General features: G+C 72.3%; 23 protein-coding genes, 1 other RNA gene and 2 pseudogenes. 15 read left to right on the forward strand and 11 right to left on the reverse strand.

What is annotated here, in order from left to right; translation table 11 throughout:
* Positions 1-391: 391 nt before the first annotated feature.
* From ABT360_RS23230 to ABT360_RS23250, 5 genes are read left to right on the forward strand one after another with little or no spacing between them, the layout of a single operon-like run.
* Positions 392-1,207, forward strand: coding sequence for a Nif3-like dinuclear metal center hexameric protein (locus tag ABT360_RS23230; RefSeq protein WP_351819666.1), 816 nt, complete (start codon positions 392-394; stop codon positions 1,205-1,207).
* On the forward strand, positions 1,204-1,947 hold the full coding sequence (locus tag ABT360_RS23235) for a zinc ribbon domain-containing protein (protein WP_351819810.1): 744 nt from the start codon (positions 1,204-1,206) through the stop codon (positions 1,945-1,947). Before ABT360_RS23230 ends, ABT360_RS23235 begins: the two co-directional genes overlap by 4 nt.
* Positions 1,947-3,284 carry a bifunctional RNase H/acid phosphatase gene (locus ABT360_RS23240; RefSeq protein ID WP_351819668.1) on the forward strand — a complete coding sequence of 446 codons (1,338 nt, stop codon included), beginning with the start codon at positions 1,947-1,949 and terminating at the stop codon, positions 3,282-3,284. Before ABT360_RS23235 ends, ABT360_RS23240 begins: the two co-directional genes overlap by 1 nt.
* Positions 3,285-3,318: 34 nt before the next feature.
* Complete coding sequence (locus tag ABT360_RS23245; protein WP_351819671.1) at positions 3,319-4,167, forward strand: GNAT family N-acetyltransferase; 849 nt, start codon at positions 3,319-3,321, stop codon at positions 4,165-4,167.
* Position 4,168: 1 nt separating this feature from the next.
* Positions 4,169-4,345, forward strand: a complete 177-nt coding sequence (locus tag ABT360_RS23250) for a hypothetical protein (protein WP_351819674.1) — start codon at positions 4,169-4,171, stop codon at positions 4,343-4,345.
* Positions 4,346-4,371: 26 nt separating this feature from the next.
* On the opposite strand, the gene eda is transcribed toward ABT360_RS23250, so the two are convergent.
* Both eda and yaaA read right to left on the reverse strand, forming a co-directional pair.
* On the reverse strand, positions 4,372-4,998 hold the full coding sequence (gene eda, locus ABT360_RS23255; RefSeq protein WP_351819677.1) for a bifunctional 4-hydroxy-2-oxoglutarate aldolase/2-dehydro-3-deoxy-phosphogluconate aldolase: 627 nt from the start codon (positions 4,996-4,998) through the stop codon (positions 4,372-4,374).
* 67 nt (positions 4,999-5,065) lie between these two features.
* Positions 5,066-5,830 (reverse strand): peroxide stress protein YaaA, encoded by a 765-nt coding sequence (yaaA, locus tag ABT360_RS23260; protein ID WP_351819680.1) that lies wholly within the window; start codon positions 5,828-5,830, stop codon positions 5,066-5,068.
* A 299-nt stretch (positions 5,831-6,129) separates the two neighbouring features.
* Here yaaA and ABT360_RS23265 point away from each other — a divergent pair, with 299 nt between their 5' ends.
* Positions 6,130-7,572, forward strand: a complete 1,443-nt coding sequence (locus ABT360_RS23265) for an RNB domain-containing ribonuclease (RefSeq protein ID WP_351819683.1) — start codon at positions 6,130-6,132, stop codon at positions 7,570-7,572.
* On the opposite strand, the gene ABT360_RS23270 is transcribed toward ABT360_RS23265, so the two are convergent.
* Both ABT360_RS23270 and ABT360_RS23275 read right to left on the reverse strand, forming a co-directional pair.
* A complete protein-coding gene (locus tag ABT360_RS23270) occupies positions 7,523-8,341 on the reverse strand; it encodes a hypothetical protein (protein ID WP_351819686.1) in 819 nt (272 codons plus the stop codon). The genes ABT360_RS23265 and ABT360_RS23270 overlap by 50 nt on opposite strands.
* Positions 8,338-9,117: a MerR family transcriptional regulator gene (locus tag ABT360_RS23275; RefSeq protein WP_351819689.1), complete on the reverse strand. Its 780-nt coding sequence runs from the start codon at positions 9,115-9,117 to the stop codon at positions 8,338-8,340. The genes ABT360_RS23270 and ABT360_RS23275 overlap by 4 nt, the downstream gene beginning before the upstream one ends.
* A 154-nt stretch (positions 9,118-9,271) precedes the next feature.
* Between ABT360_RS23275 and ABT360_RS23280 the strand changes: the two genes are divergently transcribed.
* The gene (locus tag ABT360_RS23280; protein ID WP_351819692.1) at positions 9,272-9,850 is read left to right on the forward strand and encodes a Uma2 family endonuclease; all 579 of its coding nucleotides are present in this window, start codon (positions 9,272-9,274) and stop codon (positions 9,848-9,850) included.
* A 32-nt stretch (positions 9,851-9,882) separates the two neighbouring features.
* Positions 9,883-10,282, forward strand: an RNA gene (rnpB, locus tag ABT360_RS23285) — RNase P RNA component class A.
* Between the two features lie 179 nt (positions 10,283-10,461).
* On the opposite strand, the gene ABT360_RS23290 is transcribed toward rnpB, so the two are convergent.
* Entirely contained in the window at positions 10,462-11,556 is a 1,095-nt protein-coding gene (locus ABT360_RS23290; RefSeq protein ID WP_351819694.1) for an MBL fold metallo-hydrolase, read from the reverse strand.
* 355 nt (positions 11,557-11,911) lie between these two features.
* Between ABT360_RS23290 and ABT360_RS23295 the strand changes: the two genes are divergently transcribed.
* Together ABT360_RS23295 and ABT360_RS23300 are read left to right on the forward strand one after the other, a co-directional pair.
* Positions 11,912-12,241, forward strand: coding sequence for a hypothetical protein (locus ABT360_RS23295; protein ID WP_351819697.1), 330 nt, complete (start codon positions 11,912-11,914; stop codon positions 12,239-12,241).
* Between the two features lie 132 nt (positions 12,242-12,373).
* A complete protein-coding gene (locus tag ABT360_RS23300; protein WP_351819700.1) occupies positions 12,374-12,862 on the forward strand; it encodes a hypothetical protein in 489 nt (162 codons plus the stop codon).
* A 211-nt stretch (positions 12,863-13,073) separates the two neighbouring features.
* Here the strand turns inward: ABT360_RS23300 and ABT360_RS23305 are convergent.
* The 3 genes and pseudogenes from ABT360_RS23305 to ABT360_RS23315 all read right to left on the reverse strand — a co-directional run.
* A pseudogene (locus tag ABT360_RS23305) lies at positions 13,074-13,909 on the reverse strand (IS5 family transposase); the annotation flags it as partial.
* A 38-nt stretch (positions 13,910-13,947) separates the two neighbouring features.
* Positions 13,948-14,361 carry a hypothetical protein gene (locus ABT360_RS23310; RefSeq protein WP_351819705.1) on the reverse strand — a complete coding sequence of 138 codons (414 nt, stop codon included), beginning with the start codon at positions 14,359-14,361 and terminating at the stop codon, positions 13,948-13,950.
* Positions 14,362-14,363: 2 nt separating this feature from the next.
* Positions 14,364-14,714 (reverse strand): DUF6192 family protein, encoded by a 351-nt coding sequence (locus ABT360_RS23315; protein ID WP_351819708.1) that lies wholly within the window; start codon positions 14,712-14,714, stop codon positions 14,364-14,366.
* A gap of 472 nt (positions 14,715-15,186) precedes the next feature.
* Between ABT360_RS23315 and ABT360_RS23320 the strand changes: the two genes are divergently transcribed.
* Positions 15,187-15,987, forward strand: a complete 801-nt coding sequence (locus ABT360_RS23320; RefSeq protein ID WP_351819711.1) for a metallophosphoesterase family protein — start codon at positions 15,187-15,189, stop codon at positions 15,985-15,987.
* Between the two features lie 10 nt (positions 15,988-15,997).
* Entirely contained in the window at positions 15,998-16,471 is a 474-nt protein-coding gene (locus tag ABT360_RS23325) for an SRPBCC family protein (protein WP_351819714.1), read from the forward strand.
* A 37-nt stretch (positions 16,472-16,508) separates the two neighbouring features.
* Here the strand turns inward: ABT360_RS23325 and ABT360_RS23330 are convergent.
* Positions 16,509-17,009 (reverse strand): annotated as a pseudogene (locus ABT360_RS23330) (DUF1304 family protein); the annotation flags it as partial.
* Here ABT360_RS23330 and ABT360_RS23335 point away from each other — a divergent pair.
* A complete protein-coding gene (locus ABT360_RS23335; RefSeq protein WP_351819717.1) occupies positions 16,897-17,223 on the forward strand; it encodes a nuclear transport factor 2 family protein in 327 nt (108 codons plus the stop codon). The pseudogene ABT360_RS23330 and the gene ABT360_RS23335 sit on opposite strands and share 113 nt — an antisense overlap.
* 25 nt (positions 17,224-17,248) lie before the next feature.
* On the opposite strand, the gene ABT360_RS23340 is transcribed toward ABT360_RS23335, so the two are convergent.
* Positions 17,249-18,001 (reverse strand): SDR family oxidoreductase, encoded by a 753-nt coding sequence (locus ABT360_RS23340; protein WP_351819720.1) that lies wholly within the window; start codon positions 17,999-18,001, stop codon positions 17,249-17,251.
* Between the two features lie 122 nt (positions 18,002-18,123).
* Between ABT360_RS23340 and ABT360_RS23345 the strand changes: the two genes are divergently transcribed.
* Both ABT360_RS23345 and ABT360_RS23350 read left to right on the forward strand, forming a co-directional pair.
* Positions 18,124-19,773 (forward strand): alkaline phosphatase D family protein, encoded by a 1,650-nt coding sequence (locus ABT360_RS23345; RefSeq protein WP_351819723.1) that lies wholly within the window; start codon positions 18,124-18,126, stop codon positions 19,771-19,773.
* Between the two features lie 89 nt (positions 19,774-19,862).
* Positions 19,863-21,257 carry a multidrug effflux MFS transporter gene (locus ABT360_RS23350; RefSeq protein WP_351819726.1) on the forward strand — a complete coding sequence of 465 codons (1,395 nt, stop codon included), beginning with the start codon at positions 19,863-19,865 and terminating at the stop codon, positions 21,255-21,257.
* Here ABT360_RS23350 and ABT360_RS23355 read toward each other — a convergent pair.
* Entirely contained in the window at positions 21,239-22,558 is a 1,320-nt protein-coding gene (locus ABT360_RS23355; protein WP_351819729.1) for a hypothetical protein, read from the reverse strand. The genes ABT360_RS23350 and ABT360_RS23355 overlap by 19 nt on opposite strands.
* Positions 22,559-22,688 lie beyond the last annotated feature (130 nt).

Genomic DNA, 22,688 nt, shown 5'->3' on the forward strand with positions numbered 1-22,688 from the left:
AAGCGGCAGGACGGCCGGGCCGAAGTGCGCCCCCGGGTCCGCGGTGACCGAGGCGGGCTCGGCGCTGCGGGGCCAGGGAAGCGGCAGGACGGCCGGGCCGAAGTGCGCCCCCGGGTCCGCGGTGACCGAGGCGGGCTCCCGGCCTCGGAAGTGAGGGACATCAGGCCGGAGCCCCCGGGTTCCCGGCAGCACCGGGGCACCGCCCCGAGCGGGCTCCGGGTCTCCCGCGGTGACGGGACGGCCGGCATCGGAGCGGCGGCGGCCGGGGGCCGGCCGTCGGTGGGGCCCGGAGCCCGGCCGTGGGGCGCCGGACGGGGGTGGCGGTGTCGTGCCCGGCCGGGGCCACTCCGCCCGGCGCGGGGCCGAGCGCAGGGCAGGTAGCCTTTCCTCCGTGCCCCGTCTGTCTGAAGTCATCGCCGAGCTCGACGCCCTCTGGCCGCCCGAGCGGGCCGAACAGTGGGACGCCGTCGGCACGGTCTGCGGCGACCCCGACGCCGAGGTCACGCGCGTGCTGTTCGCCGTCGACCCCGTACAGGAGATCGCCGACGAGGCGATCACGCTCGGCGCCGACCTGATCGTCACCCACCACCCGCTCTACCTGCGCGGTACGACGACGGTCGCGGTCGGCCACTTCAAGGGCCGCGTCGTCCACACGCTCATCAAGAACGACATTGCGCTGCACGTCGCGCACACCAACGCCGACACCGCCGAGCCCGGCGTCTCCGACGCCCTCGCCGGCGCCCTCGACCTGCGCGTCACCGGGCCCCTCGTACCCGAGAACGGCCTCGGCCGGATCTGCGAGATCGATCCGCCCGAGACGCTGCGCGAGTTCGCCGCCCGCGCCGCCGAGCGGCTGCCCGCCACCGCGCAGGGCATCCGCGTCGCGGGCGACCTCGACGCCACCGTCCGTACCGTCGCCGTCAGCGGCGGCTCCGGCGACAGCCTCTTCGACGCCGTGCGCGCGGCGGGCGTGGACGCGTTCCTCACCGCCGACCTGCGCCACCACCCGGCCTCCGAGGCCACACAGCAGACTCCGCTCGGGCTGGTCGACGCCGCTCACTGGGCCACCGAGTGGCCCTGGTGCGAGCTGGCCGCCGCCCAGCTCGACGAGATTTCCGACCGCCACGGCTGGGACCTGCGGGTCCATGTGTCGAGGACGGTCACCGACCCGTGGTCCCACCACTCTTCTTCTGGAGCCCCCAACTGAACGCCGCGCCCGCCGACCAGATCCGACTCCTCGACGTCCAGTCCCTCGACGTACGCCTGTCGCAGCTCGCCCACAAGCGCAGGTCCCTGCCCGAGCACGCCGAGATCGAGTCGCTGAACAAGGACCTCACCCAGCTGCGCGACCTGCTCGTCGCCGCGCAGACCGAGGAGAGCGACTGCGCCCGCGAGCAGACCAAGGCGGAGCAGGACGTCGAGCAGGTGCGTCAGCGTGCCGTCCGCGACCAGCAGCGGCTGGACTCCGGGGCCGTCTCGTCCCCCAAGGACCTGGAGAACCTCCAGAAGGAGATCGTCTCGCTGGCCAAGCGCCAGGGCGACCTCGAGGACATCGTCCTGGAGGTCATGGAGCGCCGCGAATCCGCGCAGGAGCGGGTCGCCGAGCTGACCGAGCGGGTCTCCTCCGTCCAGGCGAAGGCCGACGACGCGGTTGCCCGGCGGGACGCCGCGGAGCAGGAACTGGGCAGCGAGGCCGCGTCCGTCGCCAAGGAGCGCGAGCTCGTGGCCGGTTCCGTTCCCGCCGACCTGATGAAGCTGTACGAGAAGATCCGCGAGCAGCAGGGTGGGGTCGGCGCGGCGCGCCTGTTCCAGCGCCGCTGCGAGGGCTGCCACATCGAGCTGAACATCACCGAGGTGAACGACGTCCGCGCGGCGGCGCCCGACACGGTCCTGCGCTGCGAGAACTGCCGCCGCATCCTGGTGCGTACGTCGGAGTCGGGCCTGTAATGACTGCCGTGCGGGAACTGATCGTCGAGGCCGACGGCGGCTCCCGGGGGAACCCGGGGCCGGCGGGGTACGGGGCGGTGGTCCTGGACCCGGTGTCGGGGGAGCCGTTGGTGGAGGCGGCCGAGTACATCGGCGTCGCCACGAACAACGTCGCCGAGTACAAGGGCCTGGTGGCGGGTCTGAAGGCGGCGCGGGAGCTGGCGCCCGACGCGACGGTCCGGGTCCGGATGGACTCCAAGCTGGTGGTCGAGCAGATGTCGGGGCGCTGGAAGATCAAGCACCCGGACATGAAGCCGCTGGCGGCGGAGGCGGCACGGATCTTCCCGCCGTCGCAGGTGACGTACGAGTGGATCCCGCGCGAGCGGAACAAGCACGCGGACCGGCTCGCCAACGAGGCGATGGACGCCGGCAAGCGCGGCAAGCAGTGGCAGCCGTCCATGTCGACGGCCGCCCTGGACGCCGGTGCCCGCGCCGGCGCTCTCGACGCGGGCGCGGCCCGTGTGGTCGGTGACGCGGCGGCGGGCGCGGCGAAGGCCCGTGCGGCTCTCGCGGCCACGACCGCGGAGCCCGCCGGTACCGCACCCACCCGCACGGCCACGGCACCCGCCGGGGGCGACGCGCTCAGTGAGGTGGGCGTCGCCGCGGCGGTGAGCCGGAGCGCGGCGACCACGACGACCGCCACCCCGCCCGTCGGCTGGGCGGCCGCGGCGGACCTGGGGGCGCCGGCCACGTTCGTGCTGCTGCGGCACGGCGAGACCGCGCTCACGCCGGAGAAGCGTTTCTCGGGCAGCGGTGGCAGCGATCCCGACCTGTCCCCGGTGGGCCGGCGGCAGGCGGACGCGGTCGCGGCCGTCCTGGCGGCACGCGGCACGGTCCAGGAGATCGTCTCCTCTCCGCTGGCGCGGTGCCGGCAGACCGCCGCGACGGTCGCGGCCCGCCTCGGCCTCGACGTCCGTATCGAGGACGGTCTCCGGGAGACGGACTTCGGCGCCTGGGAGGGCCTGACGTTCGCGGAGGTCCAGGAGCGCCACCCGGACGACCTGGAGGCCTGGCTGGCCTCCCCGAAGGCCGCCCCCACGGGCGGCGAGTCCTTCGCGGCCGTCGCGCGCCGGGTCGCGGCGACCCGTGACCAGCTGACCGCCCGCCACGCGGGCCGTACCGTCCTGCTGGTCACGCACGTCACGCCCATCAAGACGCTGATCCGCCTGGCCCTGGGCGCCCCGCCGGAGTCCCTGTTCCGCATGGAGCTGTCCGCGGCCTCGCTCTCGGCGGTGGCGTACTACAAGGACGGCAACGCCTCGGTCCGCCTCCTGAACGACACGTCCCACCTCCGCTGAGAGCCGCTGAGAGCCGCTGAGAGCCGCGAGAGCCATGAGCTGGCAACTCACCCACGACGTCGAGGAGTTCCGCCGCGCGGCCGCCCCTCACCTCGAAGCCGACCCGGCCGGCAACACCGTGCCGCTCACCGTCGCGGAGACGGTGCGGCGCCACGGCCCCCGGGCGCTGGGGACCGAGGACGCCTGGTTCGGCTTCTGGCGCCGCACCGCCGGTGGACCCGTCGAGGCGGTGGTCGTCCAGACCCCGCCCCGGGCGCCGCTGCTGGGACCCATGCCGGACGAGGCCGCCCGGCAGCTCGCCGAGGCCCTGCGCGGGACGCCCATCGAGGGCGTGAAGGGCGGCGAGGCGCCCGCGCGGGCGTTCGCCGAGGCGTGGACGGCGCCGGGGGAGTCCTGGGCGGTCACCCGCCGCAGCCGACTGTTCCGGCTCGGCGAGCTCGCACCGCCCCGGCCCGCGCCGCCGGGCACCGCGCGGCGGGCCACCGCCGACGACATACCGCTCGCCGCCACCTGGATGCGCGCCTTCGCCGCTGACATCGGCGTGGCCCCGGCCACCGACCACACGGCGAACGCCGAGCGCCGCGTCGCCGACGGCGGCCTGTACGTGTGGGAGGCGGACGGTCGGCCCGTCTCGATGGCGGCCCACTCGCCGCTCGTCGCCGGACAGTCCCGCGTCGCGCCCGTCTACACGCCGCCCGAACTGCGCGGTCGCGGGTACGCCGGGTCCGTGACCGCCGCCGTCAGCCGCGCCGCGCTGGACGCGGGCGCACGGCAGGTGGTGCTGTTCGCCGATGCCGCCAACCCCACCAGCACGGCGCTTTACCAGCGCCTCGGCTACCGCCCGGTGGCCGACCACGTCGACATCGTCTTCGCCTTCGCCTGACGTGGGCATCCGGGACGACGACTACGAGGCGGAGACGGAGGCGGAGGCTGCCCGGGGGCGCTCCTGCGCGGTGCCGGCCCTCGCCCTGCCGGTCCTCGCCCTCAGCCTCGCGTTCATCGGGACCACCGTCGCGGGCATCGGCGCGTTCGCGTGGCTGGTGGAGGCGCTCACCCCGTAGGCCGGTGTCCCGCAGGGGACCGGGTGTCAGCCCCGCAGCGCCGACGCCTCCCGGGCCAGTGACTCCACCCGCGCCCAGTCGCGGCCCGCGATCGCGTCGCCCGGCAGCATCCACGTGCCGCCGACACAACCCACGTTCGGCAGGTCCAGGTAGGACGGGGCCGAGGTGACGGAGATGCCGCCCGTCGGGCAGAACCGGGCCTGCGGCAGCGGACCGGCCAGTGACTTCAGGTACGCGGTACCGCCCGCCGCCTCCGCCGGGAAGAACTTCATCTCGCTCACCCCGCGCTCCAGCAGCGCCACGACGTCCGAGGCCGTCGAGACGCCCGGGAGGAACGGCACGCCCGACGCCTCCATGGCGTCCAGCAGCCCGCCCGTCCAGCCGGGGCTCACCAGGAACCGGGCTCCCGCGCCCACCGCGTCCGGCACGGTCCGCGCCGACACGACCGTGCCCGCGCCGACCACGGCGTCCGGGACCTCCGCCGCGATCGCCCGGATGGCGTCGAGCGCGGCAGGGGTCCGCAGCGTCACCTCGATCGCCGGGAGCCCGCCCGCGACCAGCGCACGCGCCAGCGGTACGGCGTCGGCGGCGTCCTCGACGACGACGACGGGCAGGACGGGGGCGTGGCCCAGCACGGACGGGGCGGAAGACATGCGCCCATCCTGCCCGGGTGCCGCACGACCGGCAACGAACGTTGCGCGGAGTGCAACGAAGGGGTGCTCAGTGGATCTCGTCCACCAGCACGTCCAGCTTCCCCGCCGCCGGCGTCTCCACCTCGTACCCCAGGTCCCGCAGCGCCTCGACCAGTTCCTCCGGCGACCCGGGCGCCGCTCCCGCCTCCAGCAGGCTCCGTACGATCCGTCCCTTGGTCGCCTTGTTGAAGTGGCTGACCACCTTCCGCGTCGGCGCGTGCAGCACCCGCACCGTCGCCGTCCGCGCCGCGACCTCGCCCTTCGGCTTCCAGGCCGTCGCGTACGCCGCCGACCGCAGGTCCAGGACCAGCCCGTCCCCGGCCGCCTCCGGCATGACCTCCGCCATGGGCGTGCGCCAGTACGCACCCAGCGCGCCCAGGCCCGGCAGCTTCACGCCCATCGAGCAGCGGTACGACGGGATCCGGTCGTCCACCCGCACCGCGCCCCACAGTCCGGAGAACACCAGCAGCGACCCGCGCGCCCGCTCCCGTGCCGCCGCGTCCAGCGTCGCCAGGCCCAGCGCGTCGTACAGCACGCCCGTGTAGATCTCCCCGGCGGGCCGCGCCCCCGCCGTCCGCAGCCCGGCGTTCTTCGCCACCTCGCCACGCAGCCCCTCGCTCAGCCCGAGGACCTCCCGCGCTTTCTCCTCGTCGGCGGCGCACAGCTCCACCAGCTCCTCCAGCACGGTCGCCCGCGCCGCCGCGAGGCCCGGCAGGGACAGGGAACCCGGCTCCAGGGGTGCGCCGCTCCCCGATGCGGCCTTTCCTTCCGAGGGCGGCAACAGCACGAGCACGGTGGTTCTCCTTCGGTACGTACGAAAACGGGGATGCGGCCCCGCGCCAGCGTACAAAGCTCCGCAGTGTGCGAAGCGCCGCACCGTACGAAGCCCCGCAGCGTACAAAGCTCCGCAGTGTGCGAAGCGCCGCACCGTACGAAGCCCCGCAGCGTACAAAGCTCCGCAGTGTGCGAAGCGCCCCGCCGTACGAAGCCCCGCAGTGTGCAAAGCGCCGCGCCGTACGAAGCCCCGCGGGGCACCCGGGCACCGCCGCGTACGAAGTGCCGCCCGGTGCCCGGGTGCCATACGCTCGACCCATGCCCCGCCGCCAGATGCATGTGACCGGCGCGGCCGAGGCGCCCCTGAGGGCCGCCCTGCGCGCGCTGCGTACCCAGCTCGACGTCCCCGACGCCTTCCCGCCCGCCGTCCTCGCCGAGGCCGAGGCCGCCGTGAGGGCCCCGCGGCTCCCGGCGCGGGACGCGACCGACATCCCCTTCTTCACCATCGACCCGCCCGGCTCCACCGACCTCGACCAGGCCATGCACCTCGCGCGCCGCGGCGACGGCGGCTACCGCGTCCACTACGCCATCGCCGACGTCGCCGCCTTCGTCACACCCGGCGGCGCGGTCGACGACGAGGCCCACCGCCGGGTCCAGACCCTCTACTTCCCCGACGGCCGCATCCCGCTCCACCCCGCCGTCATCTCGGAAGGCGCCGCCAGCCTCCTCCCCGGCCAGACCGCACCCGCCCTGCTCTGGCGCATCGACCTCGACGCGGACGGCCGCCGCGCGGCCACCGACGTGCAACGCGCTCTCGTCCGCAGCCGGGCCCGGCTCGACTACGCGGGCGTCCAGCAGCGGCTCGACGCCGGCACCGCCGAGGAGCCGCTGACGCTCCTCCGCGAGATCGGCACCCTCCGCGAGCGGCTGGAGGTCGAACGCGGCGGGATCTCCCTCAACGTCCCCGAACAGGAGATCGTCGAGAGGGACGGCCGCTACCACCTGGAGTACCGCGCCCCCCGACCCGCCGACGCCTGGAACGCCCAGATCTCCCTGCTCACCGGCGCGGCCGCGGCCGACCTGATGACCGCCACCGGCACCGGCATCCTCCGCACCCTTCCCACCGCCCCCGACGGTGCCGTCGCCCGGCTGCGGCGCTCCGCGAAGGCCCTCGGCATCGACTGGCCGCACCACGTCTCGTACGCCGCCCTCGTCCGCTCCCTCGATCCGCACCACACCCGGCACGCGGCCTTTCTCCAGGACTGCACCACGCTTCTGCGCGGCGCCGGCTACACCGTCTTCACCGACGGCAACGCCCCCGTGCCGGCCGTCCACGCCGCCGTCGCCGACGAGTACACGCACTGCACCGCCCCACTGCGCCGCCTCGTCGACCGGTACGCCGGCGAGCTGTGCCTCGCCGCCGTCGCCGGCGAGGAGCCCCCGGAGTGGGTACGGGCGGCCCTGCCCGCCCTCCCGCAGCGGATGGCGGAGGGGTCACGCCGGGCCAACACGGTCGAGCGCGAGTGCGTCGACATCGTGGAGGCCGCGCTGCTGAAGGACCGGGTGGGGGAGGTGTTCGAGGCGTACGTCGTCGACGTGCACGACCGGAACCCGGCGGTCGGCACCGTCCACCTGGAGGAGCCGGCGGTCGTGGCCCGCGTGGAGGGCGGCACGAGCCCGCTCTCGCTGGGGGAGCGGCTGCGCGTACGGCTCACCCGAGCCGATCCGGGGCGGGAGAAGGCAGTGTTCGCGCCCGCCTGACAGCGGCCACGAAGGCCCGCGCGTCATCGGCGTGACAGCGCACCACCCGCACCGGACACCGCTGCCCCAGCAGCCGTACGGCGGTGACGGGCCCGCTCAGCTCGATGGTGACGGACGTCTGCGAGGCGACCGCCAGATTGAGCACCCCTTCCTCCTTCGGGTGCGAGAACAGCAGCTCGTGCCGTACCGCGCTGATCCGCTCCAGCGGTATCACCACATCCACGTGCGCCCCCTGCCGCACCCGCAGCGCGGCCCCGTCCACCAGATGCGGCCGCGTCACGGACGCCGCGTGCAGCCCCAGCACGAACAGCACCGTGTAGACGTCCAGCACCAGGAAGACGGCGTGGACGACCGGCCACGACGCCAGCAGGTACGACATGCCGACCGTCTCCACCACGCACACGAACGCGAACCCGTACATGTACGCGGCCTGGTCCCGCGCGTGCCCGAACGTCCGGACGCCCGCCCGCCCGACCCCGTGCGGCCGCCGCGCCACCCACCGCACCAGACTCACCATCAGCCGCAGCTCATGCCCCACCAGCCGCGCGACCGGCTCCGGCACCAGCTCGTGCACCGCCTCCCGACGGCCGACCCCCCGCCGCCGCAGCCGCACGTACAGCAGAGCCTCCGCGGCCATCAGGGCGACCACCGCGACCTCCACCCCCACCACCAGGCCCGCCGGTATCCGCACCCCCGCCACCAGGCACACCACGAGCACCACCTCGGCGGGCAGCAGGGCGTACGCCAGGCCCCGCACCACCCGCCTCACCGCCTGCGCTCCGCGGCGATCCGCAGGGCCCGCCGGACGACCTCGGCCTGCGCGGCCGAGAAGTCCGCGAAGAACGCCTCGGTGAACCCCCCGCCGTCCAGGTCACCCAGGTCGTCCGGCACCACCTCGTCCGGGACCAGCGCGGCCAGCGCCCGCGCGGTCTCGTCGACCCGTACGTCGTCGGCCGCCGCGTCCGCGAGCGCGTCGAGCGCCGCGTACACCTCGTACGCCCGCTCCATCGCGCCCGGCGCCTCGGCCATCGTCCGCATGGCGTCCAGCAGCCGCGCCCCTTCCTCCTCCGGCACCACCGTCTCCAACAGGGTCAGCATCTCCCGGTCCCGCGCGGCCATCACCGGCTCCGGCCCCGGCAGGGCCGCCGACGCCCTCGCCATGTCCCCGAACAGCTCCGCCAGCCCCGGCGACACCGGCCCCTCGGCGGGCAGCCTCCCCGCCCGGGCCTGCTCCAACAGCACCCCGAGCCGCTCCCGGCGCGTCCCGATCTCCTCCTGCTGCCGCGCCAGGTCGGCGTCCAGCTCCTCCAGCACGTCGACGAGCTCCCGCCCGGCGTCATCGGCCAGCACGTCCCGCACCTCGTCGAGCCCGAGCCCGAGCTCGGTCAGCCGCCTGATCCGGGCCAGCAGCACGGCGTCGCGCAGCGTGTAGTCCCGGTAGCCGTTGGCCCGCCGCCGGGGCTCGGGCAGCAGCCCGAGGTGGTGGTAGTGGCGTACCGCCCGCGTGGTGACGCCGGCGAGGCCGGCGATCTCTCCGATCCGCATGACGCCAGTAGAAACGTTGACGCTGCGGCAAGGTCAACCGCAATCCCGCGGCCGTCCTCGATCATGTGCCACGATCGAGGGAACGACTCCCATCTCACGGACAGGCGGCCCGGCGATGTCCCAGTCTGACGAGCGACCGAGGAAGGGGCGTGACATGACTGCCATGGCACATGAACCGCTCACGCAGGCGGATGTCCTGCTGGAGGGCTTCCTGGCGTTGGAGACGCCGGAGGGCTTCCGAGCCGAGCTGATCGAGGGGGAGATTGTCGTGACGCCGCCGCCGGACGGGGACCACGAGGACTACAACAGCCTGATCGTGAGGCAGGTGATCAGGCGCTCCCGCACCGACATGGACGTCTCCGGCAACAAGGGCCTCAAGCTGCCGAGCGGTGGCACCTGCCCCAGGACTCACGTCATCCCGGACGTGACCTTCGCCCCCGCCGAGCTGAGGCTCTTCCGTGGCGCGGAGTCCTGGATGCCGTGCGACGGCGTGGCACTCGTCGTCGAGGTGACCTCCAGCCGGCCGCAGCGGGACCGTGAGACCAAGCGCCGCTGTTACGCGCGCGGCGGCATCCCGCTGTACCTGCTGGTCGACCGGGAGTCGTCCTCGGTGACCCTCTTCAGCGACCCGGAGCGCGAGGACTACCGTCAGGTGGTCACCGTTCCGTTCGGCAAGCCGCTTGCCCTCCCCGAGCCGTTCGGCTTCGACCTGGAGACCGCCGACTTCCTCTGAAGCCGTGCGGGTACCATGGGCGGCACGGCAGACGAGCCGGGCGGACGGCCGCGTGGAGACCCTTCGGGGATCTTCCCGAGGAACGTCCGGGCTCCACAGGGCAGGGTGGTGGCTAACGGCCACCCGGGGTGACCCGCGGGACAGTGCCACAGAAAGCAGACCGCCGGGGACCTCGGTCCTCGGTAAGGGTGAAACGGTGGTGTAAGAGACCACCAGTGCCCAGGGTGACCTGGGCAGCTAGGTAAACCCCACCCGGAGCAAGGTCAAGAGGGGCACCTCGGTGTCCTGCGCGGACGTTTGAGGGCTGCCCGCCCGAGTCCGCGGGTAGACCGCACGAGGCCGGCGGCAACGCCGGTCCTAGATGGATGGCCGTCGCCCCGACGACCGCGAGGTCCCGGGGCACAGAACCCGGCGTACAGCCCGACTCGTCTGCCGCCCCTTTGGGGAGAGGCCCCTGGTCTGGCATTTTGCCTGGTGTCCGAGGCGGTCTCCAGAACGGCGAGGCAGGGCTCGGGGTTTTGTTACAGCCCGGCCAGGTGGAGCATCTGCCGGCCGCACCCGCACCCGTTTTGGCCGTGCAGTCGGCCGGCGGTTCGGGTGTCGCCACGTACTCAGAGCTTGGTGTCGGGGCTGTCCAGCTCAGGCAGACCGGCTGTGGGGATCGGCGGGCTGACCCTGACGTCGTCGGCGATCTCGACGGTCATGCGGTCCAGGCCCATGTGGAGCGGGCCGTCGTACCCCGCCTTCCTCGTCCGCGCCATGACCACGTCGTCGCCCGCCTTGCCGTGCAGACCCTTCTTCGCGATGTGCGAGAACACGGCCACCCGCGGCCGCGCCTCCGAGAACACCCGCCCCGCCTGCTCGGGCGTGGTGAGCTTCTCCTCGACGGCCTTCAGCTTGCCCGACCGGGTCAGCTCCTCGTCGAAGGCGATGACGTTGTGCACGAGGAGGTCCACACCCTTGCCGTGCTCGACGACGTTCCGGTGGTACGTGGTGTCCCCGGAGAGCAGCACGGACTTCCCCGCGTGGTCGAAGCGGTAGCCGTACGCGGGGTTGCCGTCCTTGTGCTCCACGGTGAACGCGGTGACCTTGACGCCGCCCTTGTCGTAGACGACCCCCGGCCGTATCTCGTGGACGTGGACGTCCAGGTACGACTTCTTGAACAGGTCGTTCGAACGGTGCTCCAGATCGTGGGCGTACATCGCCCGCATGCCGGCGACCATCCCCGCCGTTCCGGGAGGTCCCCAGACCTCTAGCTGCTCCTTCCTCCCGAGCATGAACCACGGGTTCAGCCACAGGCTCGGCAGGTCCTCGTAGTGGTCGTTGTGGAGGTGGGTCAGGAAGACCTTGGTGACGCCCTTGGGGTTGATCCGCGATTCGTACATGTTCTGCGTGGCCCCGCGTCCCACGTCGAACAGCAGCTTCTGCCCGCCGGCCACGATGAGGGTGGACATCCCCTTGCGGGTGGTCGACATCTCGGGCCCCCCGGTCCCGAGCAGGTGGACCTTCACGAGCGGTGGCTTGCCGCTTGCGGCGGTGGCGCGGCCCGCCGGGACGGGCTGCTCCTTCGAGCCGCTCGACGTGCAGCCCAGGAGGCCGAGGGACAGGGCCGCCGCTCCTCCGAGCAGAGGTCGCCGGGCGATCGCAGGCCGGTCGCCGGCAGAGGAACCGACGCTTGTCGGATCTGGCTTTCGAAAGACGCTCATGTGGGTTCCTCGGGGCAGGTGAGCGGCCGGGGGGCGGCTCAAGTAGAGCAATGTGGCCTTCCCGGGACCATGTACGGTTCATACGAGACCGTGGCCGGTATCCGCAGGCGTTCTTGGGTGTTCTCACACCGTGCCGAGCGTCTGCCGGAGTGCTAGGGTCCCTCCCTCGTGCGCCGCGAGGAGCCCGCCAGGCGCTGAAGCTGGACGGCATGACTGCCATGGCCGACGGGTTGGCGGGCTGGGCGCGACTCTCAGTGCCTGTTTCTGAACCCGACGCTGGCGGTCTCAATCTCTTGACCGTGGGACAGTGCCAACCCACCGGTGACTGCTGCAGTCGTCGATCGTTCGCCGGAACATGAGCACTCACAAGGCCATGAGCACTGCTGTTGTTGCTGCAGCGATCGTCGGAACCGGTGTCGGGACAGCCGCCCCCGCAGCGGCGGGTGGTGTCGGTGACTTCCTCTCACCCGCCTTCGGCACCGCATGCGCCAACCTAAACAATGGAGCACGCGCGACAGGATCCACCACACACACGACCGGCACCGCCGGCGGCAACGTTGCCGGACTACCCCTCGGCAGTGCCCTCAACCGATGCGGCGGCGCAGATGTCCCTGCGGGGGTCGAAGGCAGCGCCATCGACTTCCGCCAGATTTTGCAGGACCTTGGTATCTCAGATTTGCAATGACTTCGCCGCCCTTGAGTCCTCAAATGGGGGGAAGTTTGCTTTGCAGGTTGTAATCGGTTCTGACAACCTGTTTTTGAACCCGCCCCGCAGGTCGTCGGAGTGACTGGCGTGCGCGTTTGTCGTTATCCGGACATGATCAAACGAAAGACCGCCACATCTTTTGGTTTCGTCATCGCCGCAGGCGTCAGCGTCGCCACAGCAGCTCCCGCTTCAGCCGGCGGGGTCGGGGATTTCCTCTCCCCCGCCTTCGGTACAAGCTGCGCCAACCAGAACACGGGAGCCCGCGCGACCGGAACCACTCATCACGGCACGGGGACGGCTGGTGGGAATCTCGCCGGGCTTCCGCTCGGCTCCGCCCTCAACCACTGCGGCGGAGCCGACTTCAAGAGCATCTTCGGAAGCACCGGAAGTCAAGCCACGTCCGCCGAAGAGTCGGCGCAAAAGCTAAACGAAAAAATTCCCGGCGCTCGGCCTGAACGGAAAGGGGTCGATCCGGAGCTCTACGACGGCATTCCTGAAGTTGCGCGAGACCCGAAGATTGTGCGCGAAACCTCGCCTGAGGCGCTCGACATCCTGAGCAACTTCATCACTCCCCTATTCAAGAATAGCGCGTCCAAATAGACGGCTGCGATTGACTGTAAATGGCGTCTGGTGACGTGAGTTGGGTTCATGATGCGTTCGGCCAGCGGTACCGTGACCGATACGCGAACGGTTTCTTCCGGCGCCTCCAGCCCCTTATCTTGCATCGCGTCGAGCAATACAAAGTCTGGTCAGGGACCTTGGAGATCTGGTAACTGTGTGAGGTTTGTCGTCCTCATAGGCTGACTCAGCCAGTGGGCGTCTGCTTCTTCGTCCAACCGGGTACGGACTTCTTCCGGTCAGCCGCCTGGTCATGAGGGTGATGAGTGCCCAGTTCAGGTGGGCTTCGGCGTGCTGGGGCAGCCGTTCGTAGTCGCGTGCGTTGCGGAGTGCGTTCATGCACCAGCCGATGGTGCGTTCGACTTTCCAGCGGCGGGGCAGGACAACGAAGCCCTTGGTGCCCTTGGGCCGGGGGACGATGTGCAGGTTGAGCCACAGGCGTTTGCGGGCCCAGTCCACGAGCTCGCCGGCGTAGCCGCGGTCGGCCCAGATCTGTGTGATCTGCGGCTGGGTGAGGCGCAGGCGCCAGAAGACGTCGCGGGCGGCGTCGCGGTCCTGAATGTCAGCGGGCGTCACCGTGATCACCACGGGCAGGCCGAGCGTGTCCACGGTGATATGTCGTTTGCGGCCGTTGATTTTCTTCGCGGCGTCGTAGCCGCGGCTGGAGGCGCCCTTGACCGACTGGGAGTCGACGATCAGTGTCACCGGGCGCGGGCAGCGGCCCTTGCCGGTACGGATCCGACGGCGGAGCTGGTCGCGGATGTAGGTGATGACCCCGGCTCGGTTCCACCTCCAGAAAAACCCGTAGACCGTCTCCCAGGGTGGGAAATCCGCAGGTAAGGCCCGCCACTTCGCGCCGTTGTCGACGATGTAGCGGATGCCGTCGATGATGTCCCGCCGTGGCCACTTCTCCGGGTGCCCGCCGGTCTTGGTCTGGCAGGCCGGGACCGGCAGCAAGGGCTCCAGCAGGGCCCATTCGGCAACGGAGGTGTCGGAGGGGTAGCGGCGGCGACGGGCGGGAGTGGGCATCGCGGGCTCGGCAGGGGTGATCGACGGGTGACCGGGGGCTATTTGGCGAGTTGGGCGAGTGTGGCGCGCACCCCCGTGAGTTGGGCGGTGGCGAGCTGGGCCCATTCGTCGTCGGGGTAGCGGGCCAGGTGCGGGTCGAGCGTGCCCGTGATCACCCGGGTGAGTCGGCCGAGGATCTGCCGGAACTGCCGCTTGTCGTACTCGATCCAGTCGGCGGGGTCGTCGGAGAACATGTAGCCGTCCCTGCGGGTCCAGGTAAACGGCGTCAGGTTCTCGGCGGCGACGATGTCACGGACGTGCCGGATACCCCGGCCGACCTGGGAGCGGGTGAGGCGGGTGGCGGCGATGAGCTGGTAGGTATGCAGGCCGGCAGGCCTGGGTTCCATCAGAGCGACGCGGACCAGGTCGCCGTAGTGCTCGGCCAGCGGCCGCGCCTCCCGGCGCCGCGGCACGGCTACTCCTCGCCCTTGAGCAGCTGGACCAGCTGCTCGTCCAGGGTGAACTCGCCGTTGTCGAGAGCACCTTCGAGCCAGTCCGCCGCGGCACGGACCCGGCCGATCTGCCGGCGGACGGTCTCGCGCTCGTCCTCGGTGAACTCCTGCCCGCGCAGCTGGGGGACCAGCCTGCCCAAGGTGGCCACGAACCCGTGGCAGGAGCCGACCAGGTCGAGGTACTCGATGGTGTGCTCGATCTTTCGGACGGCCGGGGTGCGCTCCCGGATCCGGTCGCGCGTCTCGTGGGAGTTGCCGACTGGGCCGACCTTCCGGCCTGGCAGCAGGAGACCGACTCGGACATTTTCGAGCACATCGAGCGGACCGTCTGAACTCCGAGGATGACGAAGCCTCCGTCCGGACCGCTCCCGGGCGGGGCCGTCTCGTTACGTAGCCATCAAGGTAGCCACGAAAGCGCCCTCCTTGCACGTTTGTGCAGGTCATAGCGCTGTGGAGACTGTCCCCGGCGTACACCCCGACTCGTCTGCCCCCAGGGCTTCTGACCAGCGGAATCGCAGGTCAGGGCCCTTCGTACGCACGGTGGCCCGCAGTGCGCGCCCAGTGGGGGAGGGGCTCGACCGGAACCTTCTCGTGGGTCAGCTCCGTACGGTCCGCCCAAAGAGCGTACGCAGCATCGGGAGTCGCCCCGGAGTCCGTGCTGCTTCTGGGCGCGCTACGGCCGTTGCCGGCCGGGCACTACAGGGTGAGCGGGGGCACGGAACTCCGTCCCTTCTGCCACCCGCGCACAGCCGGTAGACCACGCGATCCCCACGGAAGGGCCACCCCATGGTTGCAAGTGTCGCTGTTCTGTCCGACATTCACGGCGTGCTGCCCGCGCTCGAAGCGGTACTGGACGAGCCCGAAGTCATGGCTGCCGACCTGATCGTCGTCACCGGAGACCACGCGGCCGGACCGCAGCCGGTGGAGGTACTCGACCGGCTGCGTGCCCTGGGGGACAAGGCCGTGCTGGTGCGCGGCAACTCCGATCGTGAGCTGGTGTCACTCGCGAGGGGGGAGGGCCCGGTGGCTGAGGAGGCGTGGGAGATCGACCTGTGGGCGGCCCAGCAGCTCAAGGACGAACACGTGGAATTGCTGGCGAGCCTTCCGCACCCGGTGACCCTGGACGTCGACGGGTTCGGCAAGGTGGTCTTCTGTCACGGGACCCCGCGTGACGACGACGAGGTCGTCCTGGTCGACACCCGCCTGGAGCGTTGGGAGGAGGTCTTCGCCGAGTTGCCGGACGATGTGCGGACCGTGGTGTGCGGGCACACGCACATGCCGTTCATGCGGCTCGTCGACGAGCGGCTGGTGATCAACGTGGGCAGCATCGGCATGCCGTACGGGCGGACGGGCAGCCCCTGGGTGCTGTTGCGGGACGGCCACGTACACCTGGGCCACACCCGCTTCGACGTCGACAGTGCCGTCGAACACGTGGTGAAGGGGTCGGGCTACCACGACTGCCGTTCCTGGGCGGACCATTACCTCCGATCGGTCACCACGGACGCCGAGGCGGTGCGGACGTTCGGCCCGCGGGACGGCCGACTGCCGGCCGGGCCGGTGCCGCGCGGCTCGGGGCAGGTTAGGTGACAATCCGGGCATGGGCCACACACCACAGGTCACCGTCGTCACCGTCGAACGCCGCATCGCCGCCCCGCGCGACCGGGTCTGGGAGACGCTCACCGATCTGCACGGCCTGCCCGGCACCCTGAGCGGCGTCACCCGGGTGGAGGTGCTGACCGAGGGCCCGTTCCAGGCCGGCGCCCGGTGGATCGAGACGCGGCGGATGTTCGGCAGGGAGGCCGTCGAGGAGATGCGGGTGACCGCCTGCCAGGCCCCGTCCCGGTACGTGGTGGAGGCCGAGTCCCGGGGCGCGACGTACGTCTCGGAGTTCACCGTGCGGGAGGCGGGGCCGGGGGAGACCACGGTCCGGATGGCGTTCTCCGCCCGCCCGCCGCGCGGGCTGCTCGGCAGGCTGCTGGGCGGCCTGGGGCGCCGGGTGGTGGCCAAGGCGGTGGAGCGTGACCTGGCGGACGTGGCGCGCGCGGTCGAGCGGTGGCCGGACGGCCCCTAGCCGACGACGTCGGCGTCCAGGACCACCAGGGCGGGACCGCCTGCCCCAGGGAGCCGCGCCACAGCTTCGGGTCGGAGACGAAGAGCGTGATCCCGCCTCCGATCGTGAAGGCGGAGAGGTAGACGATCAGGGGCCGACCCGTGGTCACGTGCCCCAGGCGCAGCGCGACGAAGCCGGCGATCAGCCCGAGTGCCAGGAACAGGTTGTAGAACCCGACGTCGAACCGCCACAGCCGCACCTCGGGCGCGTGGGTGGGGTGCCGGGACGACGCCCGGGGTACCGAGCGGGCCTGGAAACGTGGTTCGCGCACGTCGCCGAGGCGAAGGGCTGACGCGCCACGGGTGGCGCAAGGTCCACGGGGAGCGGGGTACGGGGGTGTACGGCTGAGGCGCCGCCGTACTCGTGACCGTACCGAAGGAGACACCGTGACCATCCCCGTGGACCAGCTCACCGACGCCGCCGTACGCGCCTTCGTCGCCGCCGTCAACGCGGGCGACCGAGCCGCGTTCGCCGCCGCGCTCACGCCCGGCGCCACCATGTCCGACGACGGCTCCGACCGGGATCTGGACCAGTGGGCCGAGAAGGAGATCTTCTCCTCGGGCGGCCGCATGGACGTCGAGTCGGAGCAGGCGGACGGCCGCGCCCTCGTCGTCCTCTACCGCAACGACACCTGGGGCGAGATGCGGACGGCGTGGCGGTTCATGGTGGGCGACGACGGGAAGGTGAGCCGCTTCGAGACGGGCCAGGCGTGAAGCGGGTCCCGGCCCTCCGGCGGGGTCAGCCGCGGCCGATGTAGGGCATCGCCGTGGCCATCACCGTCGCGAACTGGACGTTGGCCTCCAGCGGCAGCGCCGCCATGTGGGCCACCGTGCGGGCCACGTCCGCCGCGTCCATGACCGGTTCGGGCGCCAGTCGGCCGTTCGCCTGGAGGATGCCCGCCTGCATGCGCTCGGTCATCTCCGTGGCCGCGTTGCCGATGTCGATCTGGCCGCACGCGATGCGGTAGGGGCGGCCGTCCAGGGACAGTGACTTCGTCAGACCGGTCATGGCGTGCTTGGTCGCCGTGTACGCGATCGAGTGGGGCCGTGGCACGTGCGCCGAGATGGAGCCGTTGTTGATGATCCGGCCGCCCTGCGGCGACTGCTCCTTCATCTGCCGGTACGCCGCCTGCGCGCACAGGAACGCGCCCGTCAGGTTGACGTCGACGACCGCGCGCCACGTCTCGTGGTCCAGGTCCTCGACCGGCGTGCCGCCCCCGGCGAAGGTCCCCGCGTTGTTGAACAGCAGGTCCACCCGGCCGAAGCGGTCCCGGGCTGCCGCGAACAGGGCCGTCACCGCGTCGGCCGACGTGACGTCGGTCGGGACGCAGAGGGCGTCCGTACCGGCGCGGGCCGCCGTCTCCGACAAGGGCTCCGCGCGGCGGCCGGCCAGCACCAGGGCCCAGCCGTCCTCCGCCAGCGCAAGCGCCACGCTCCGGCCGATGCCCGAGCCGGCCCCCGTCACCACCGCGATCCTCCGTACAGCGCTCATGGGGCCGCAGGGTACGGGAGAGTCCGGCACGCGGAACTCATATGGCCGACATGTGGATGTTGTGTACCTGACAACCAGTGCTACTGAGATGCCTCTGACACTCATCGTCAGGGGAGGGGTCCATGACGCCCGCACACCGTCCCAGCGCCCGGCGGGAAGCCGAACACGCACCCGAACTCCGCGCCGCCGCCCGCCACTTCGGCCGCCGCGGCTTCCTCACCGCCACCGGGGCGGCCGCCGCCCTGGCCTTCTCGGTGAACCTGCCGGGCACCGCCCACGCCGCGGAGGCCGACGCCAGGACGATCACCGACGACCCGTTCACCCTCGGCGTGGCCTCGGGCGACCCCCTGCCCGGCTCCGTGCTGCTCTGGACGCGCCTCGCGCCCCGCCCGTACGAACCCGGCAGCGGCATGCCCCGGAGCCGCGTCAAGGTCCGCTGGGAGCTCGCCCACGACGCCCGGTTCACCCGTGTCGTCAGACGCGGCCAGGCCACCGCCCACCCGGAGCTCGACCACAGCGTGCACGTCGAGGTCCCCGGCCTCGGCACGGACCGCGTCTACTACTACCGCTTCCGCGCCGGCGCCTGGATCAGCCCGGTCGGCCGCACCCGCACCGCGCCCCGCCCCGGCGCCCGCGTCGGCGAGCTGAAACTGGCGGCCGTCTCCTGCCAGGCGTACCACGACGGCTACTTCACGGCCTATCGGCACCTCGCCGACGAGGACCTCGACGCCGTCTTCCACCTCGGCGACTACCTGTACGAGTACGCCGTCAACGCCACCGGTGGCGCCCGCAACCACACCGACCGCCGGCTCCCCGCCCACTTCAACCGAGAAACCGTCACGTTGGAGGACTACCGGCTGCGCTACGGCCTCTACAAGTCCGACCCGGACCTGAAGGCAGCGCACGCCGCCCATCCGTTCGTCGTCACCTGGGACGACCACGAGACGGAGAACAACTACGCGGGCGGCACCCCGGAGAACGACGTACCCCCCGAGGAGTTCCTGCTGCGCCGCGCCGCCGCGTACCGCGCGTACTGGGAGAACCAGCCGCTGCGCGCCCCGCAGCGGCCCACCGGCCCCGACATGCGGCTGTACCGGCGGCTGCGCTTCGGGCGCCTCGCGCAGTTCGACATCCTCGACACCCGCCAATACCGCTCCGACCAGGCCTACGGCGACGGCTGGCAGACCCCCGGGCCCGAGTCCGAGGACCCCTCGCGCACCATGACCGGCACCGAGCAGGAACGCTGGCTGCTCGACGGATGGCAGGAGTCGGACGCCGTGTGGAACGTCGTCCCCCAGCAGGTCACCTTCGCCCAGCGGCGCAACGTCCCCACCCCCGACTTCAAGCTCTCCATGGACGCCTGGGACGGCTACCCCGCCTCCCGGCGGCGCGTCCTGGACGGCGCGGCGGCGGCCGGGATCGAGAACCTGATCGTCCTCACGGGCGACGTGCACGTCGGGTACGCCTTCGACCTCAAGGCCGACTTCGACGACCCGGCGTCACGGACCGTCGGCACCGAGATCGTCGCCACGTCGATCGCCAGCGGCAAGGACGGCGCCGACAGGCCCGCCAACTGGGACAACCTCACCCGCGCCAACCCGCACCTGAAGTTCTACAACGGGCGGCGCGGCTATGTGACCGTCTCCCTGACGGGCGAGCGGGCCCGCGCCGACTACCGGACGGTGTCCCACGTGACGACACCCGGCGCGCCGGTCACCACGGCCGCCTCGTTCGTGACCGAGGCGGGCGACCCGGGGCTCGAACCCGTGTGACCTCCTCGTCGACGACTTTTCACTATTGAGGTTTCAACCATCGCGGGGGAGCTGAGAGCATAGGGCCGGACCCGACAGCAGGAGATGAGATGCCGGAGAGCGGCCCGAGCACACCAGGACACATACCGACCGAACGCCCGGAGACCGCCGCACCGGCCTCTGCCGCGCCCGGAACCCCCGGCCCCGGAACCCCTGGCCCCGGAACCCCGCTGCCCACCGAGCCCGCCCGCCCCGGCGCCGCCCCCACCGAGCCCGCCGCGTCCGGGGCTGCCGCGCGGCGGGCGGGTCTGCTCGTCACGCTCGTCCTCGGCGGGCTCACCGCGCTGCCGCCGCTGTCCATGGACATGTACCTCCCGGCCCTGCCGGAGGTCACCCAGGCCCTGCACGCGCCCGCCGCGACCATCCAGCTGACGCTCACCGCCTGCCTCGCCGGGATGGCGCTCGGCCAGCTCGTCGTCGGCCCGATGAGCGACAAGTGGGGGCGCCGCCGCCCGCTGCTCATCGGCATGCTCGTCTACATCGCCGCCACCGCCGTCTGCGCCCTGGCCCCAAGCCCCGAACTGCTCATCGCGTTCCGGCTGCTCCAGGGCCTCGCGGGCGCGGCCGGCATCGTGATCGCCCGGGCCGTGGTGCGTGATCTGTACGACGGGGTCGAGATGGCCCGGTTCTTCTCCACCCTCATGCTGATCTCCGGAGTCGCCCCGGTCGTCGCCCCGCTCATCGGCGGCCAGATCCTCCGGATCACCGACTGGCGCGGGGTCTTCCACGCCCTCACCCTGGTCGGCGTCCTGCTCACCCTCGTCGTCTGGAAGTGGCTCGGTGAGACGCTCCCGCCCGCCAAGCGGCACGGCGGCGGCGTCGGGGCGGCGCTGCGGACGATGCGCGGCCTGCTCGCCGACCGGGTGTTCTCCGGCTACGTGTTCGCGGGCGGGCTCGCCTTCGCCGCCCTGTTCGCCTACATATCTGCCAGTCCATTCGTTGTTCAGGAGATTTACGGGGCCTCGCCCCAGACCTTCAGCCTGCTGTTCGGGGTCAACTCGGTCGGGCTCGTCGCGGTCGGCCAGATCAACGGCAAGCTGCTGGTGGGCCGGGTCAGCCTGGACAAGGTGCTGGGCTTCGGCCTCGCGGTGATCACCCTGGCGGCGGGCGCGCTGCTGCTGATGACGAGCGGGGCCTTCGGCGAAGTGGGGCTCGTGCCGGTCGCCGCCGGGCTGTTCGTCCTGATGTCGGCCATGGGCCTGGCGCTGCCCAACACCAACGCCCAGGCCCTGATGCGCACCCCGCACGCGGCCGGTTCCGCCTCCGCGCTGCTGGGCACGTCCTCGTTCCTGGTCGGCGCGGTGGCCTCACCGCTCGTCGGCATCGCGGGCGAGGCGACGGCGGTGCCGATGGCCGTGGTCCAGCTGGTGTGCGCGCTCGGCGCCGTCGCCTGCTTCCTGGGCCTGTGCCGCCCCTGGCAGCAGCGTCAGCCGCGTCCCGCGTAGCCGACCAGGTGGACGCGGTCGCGCGCGTCCGTCCAGCGGAAGACGCCCACCCCGGCCACCTGGGCCACCGGCAGCCGTACGGTCCCCGCGAGCGCCTCGGGCACCCCGGTCGCCAGGTCCACCGCGACCGGGCTGCCCCCGCCGGCCAGGGCGTCCGCCGCGCCACGGGCACCGCTCGCGCCGTACGCCACGCCCCCGTCCGTCACGGTGGTCAGCGTGAGCGGCTTGGATCCGTCCGCCTCCTCGAAGCAGCGGCCGGTCCGCGCGTCCAGGTCGAAGGCGAGGCTCCCCGCGATCAGGTACCGGCCGCCCGGCGACACCACCGCCTGCGGGTACTCGCCCGGTTCGATCGCCGGTCTGCGGCACTCCGCCTTCACCAGCGGCCTGCCCGTCCCCGCCTCGTGGACCGCCCAGATGTCGTGCGTGGCCGCCCGCGCCGCGCCCTTCTGCGGCCGCCACCGCGCCAGGACGTGCCCGGACGTCAGCGAGGCGGGCACCCCGCTCGCCCGGTCGGCGCCGGCCGGCGCCCGGTCGCGGCTGAACCAGCCGCCCGGCACCCAGAAACCCCGCGCGCCGCTCACCAGCAGGCCCTTCGACGTCACCCCGCGTACGGCGGTGAGCCGCCGGCACTCCGCGCAGCCCTTGGGGTAGCCGAGGCGCGGCGGCGGAACGGAGCTCACCTCGCCGGTGTCCGGGGCGACGACCGCGCTCCTCGCCCGCCCGTCGCTGATCAGCACGCCCGGCCCGGTGCCGGTCACTATCGGGACGTCCGGCCACGGCACCTCCACCCGCTGCCGGGTGCCGTCGGCCGCGTCGTACACGTCGAGCGACACGAAGCTGCCGGCCGTCGTCAGTGGATCGTCGCCGGTCCTGCCGTACGACCACGTCACGAAGAACTGCCGGTCCTCCTTGGTGACGGCGAGCAGGCCGGGGAAGCTCCCGGGGTCGCCGAGCGGCCGCCACGGCCGCCCCGCCCAGCCGTGGCGCCCGGTCCGCGCGTCGAGGGTGCGGAGGCGGTAGCGGGTGCCGTCGACGCGCTCCAGGTACGCGAGCACCCCGCTCCTGCGGGCGACGACGTACTCGGGGGAGAGGCCGGTGATCTCCCAGCCGCGCGAGGTGTCGTACGCGGCCGGGACGGTCAGCCGGGTCACGGGTGCGGCGCCCTTGGTCGTGGACCGGGTCGCTCCGGCCGGCGGTGCGGTGGCGTGCTCGTCGCCGGTTCCGCAGGTGGCGAGCAGGATCAGCAGGGCCAGGACGGTCACGCCGGCCACCAGGGCCAGGCGTACGATCCGCTGTCTCATGGTCCTCCCACCCGGCCGACGGGCCGCCAGCGTAGCAACTGCCGCACGCCGCCGAGCAGTTCGCGCGACAAGGGGGCGGGGCTGTTTCCGGCCGTCCCGGAGGGGCCGGGCGGCCGCCTACCATGTATCG

It is taken from the genome of Streptomyces sp. NPDC000229, assembly GCF_040300825.1.
Classification (GTDB): domain Bacteria; phylum Actinomycetota; class Actinomycetes; order Streptomycetales; family Streptomycetaceae; genus Streptomyces.

Excerpts from the sequence above, each read along its gene's own strand:
- ABT360_RS23340 (WP_351819720.1), bottom strand. The coding sequence starts at position 18,001 with ATGAGCGCTGTACGGAGGATCGCGGTGGTGACGGGGGCCGGCTCGGGC.
- ABT360_RS23345 (WP_351819723.1), top strand. The coding sequence starts at position 18,124 with ATGACGCCCGCACACCGTCCCAGCGCCCGGCGGGAAGCCGAACACGCA.
- eda (WP_351819677.1), bottom strand. The coding sequence starts at position 4,998 with ATGTCTTCCGCCCCGTCCGTGCTGGGCCACGCCCCCGTCCTGCCCGTC.
- ABT360_RS23350 (WP_351819726.1), top strand. The coding sequence starts at position 19,863 with ATGCCGGAGAGCGGCCCGAGCACACCAGGACACATACCGACCGAACGC.
- ABT360_RS23300 (WP_351819700.1), top strand. The coding sequence starts at position 12,374 with ATGATCAAACGAAAGACCGCCACATCTTTTGGTTTCGTCATCGCCGCA.
- ABT360_RS23320 (WP_351819711.1), top strand. The coding sequence starts at position 15,187 with ATGGTTGCAAGTGTCGCTGTTCTGTCCGACATTCACGGCGTGCTGCCC.
- ABT360_RS23290 (WP_351819694.1), bottom strand. The coding sequence starts at position 11,556 with ATGAGCGTCTTTCGAAAGCCAGATCCGACAAGCGTCGGTTCCTCTGCC.
- ABT360_RS23355 (WP_351819729.1), bottom strand. The coding sequence starts at position 22,558 with ATGAGACAGCGGATCGTACGCCTGGCCCTGGTGGCCGGCGTGACCGTC.
- ABT360_RS23325 (WP_351819714.1), top strand. The coding sequence starts at position 15,998 with ATGGGCCACACACCACAGGTCACCGTCGTCACCGTCGAACGCCGCATC.
- ABT360_RS23275 (WP_351819689.1), bottom strand. The coding sequence starts at position 9,117 with ATGCGGATCGGAGAGATCGCCGGCCTCGCCGGCGTCACCACGCGGGCG.
- ABT360_RS23295 (WP_351819697.1), top strand. The coding sequence starts at position 11,912 with ATGAGCACTCACAAGGCCATGAGCACTGCTGTTGTTGCTGCAGCGATC.
- ABT360_RS23240 (WP_351819668.1), top strand. The coding sequence starts at position 1,947 with ATGACTGCCGTGCGGGAACTGATCGTCGAGGCCGACGGCGGCTCCCGG.
- ABT360_RS23245 (WP_351819671.1), top strand. The coding sequence starts at position 3,319 with ATGAGCTGGCAACTCACCCACGACGTCGAGGAGTTCCGCCGCGCGGCC.
- ABT360_RS23280 (WP_351819692.1), top strand. The coding sequence starts at position 9,272 with ATGACTGCCATGGCACATGAACCGCTCACGCAGGCGGATGTCCTGCTG.
- ABT360_RS23265 (WP_351819683.1), top strand. The coding sequence starts at position 6,130 with ATGCCCCGCCGCCAGATGCATGTGACCGGCGCGGCCGAGGCGCCCCTG.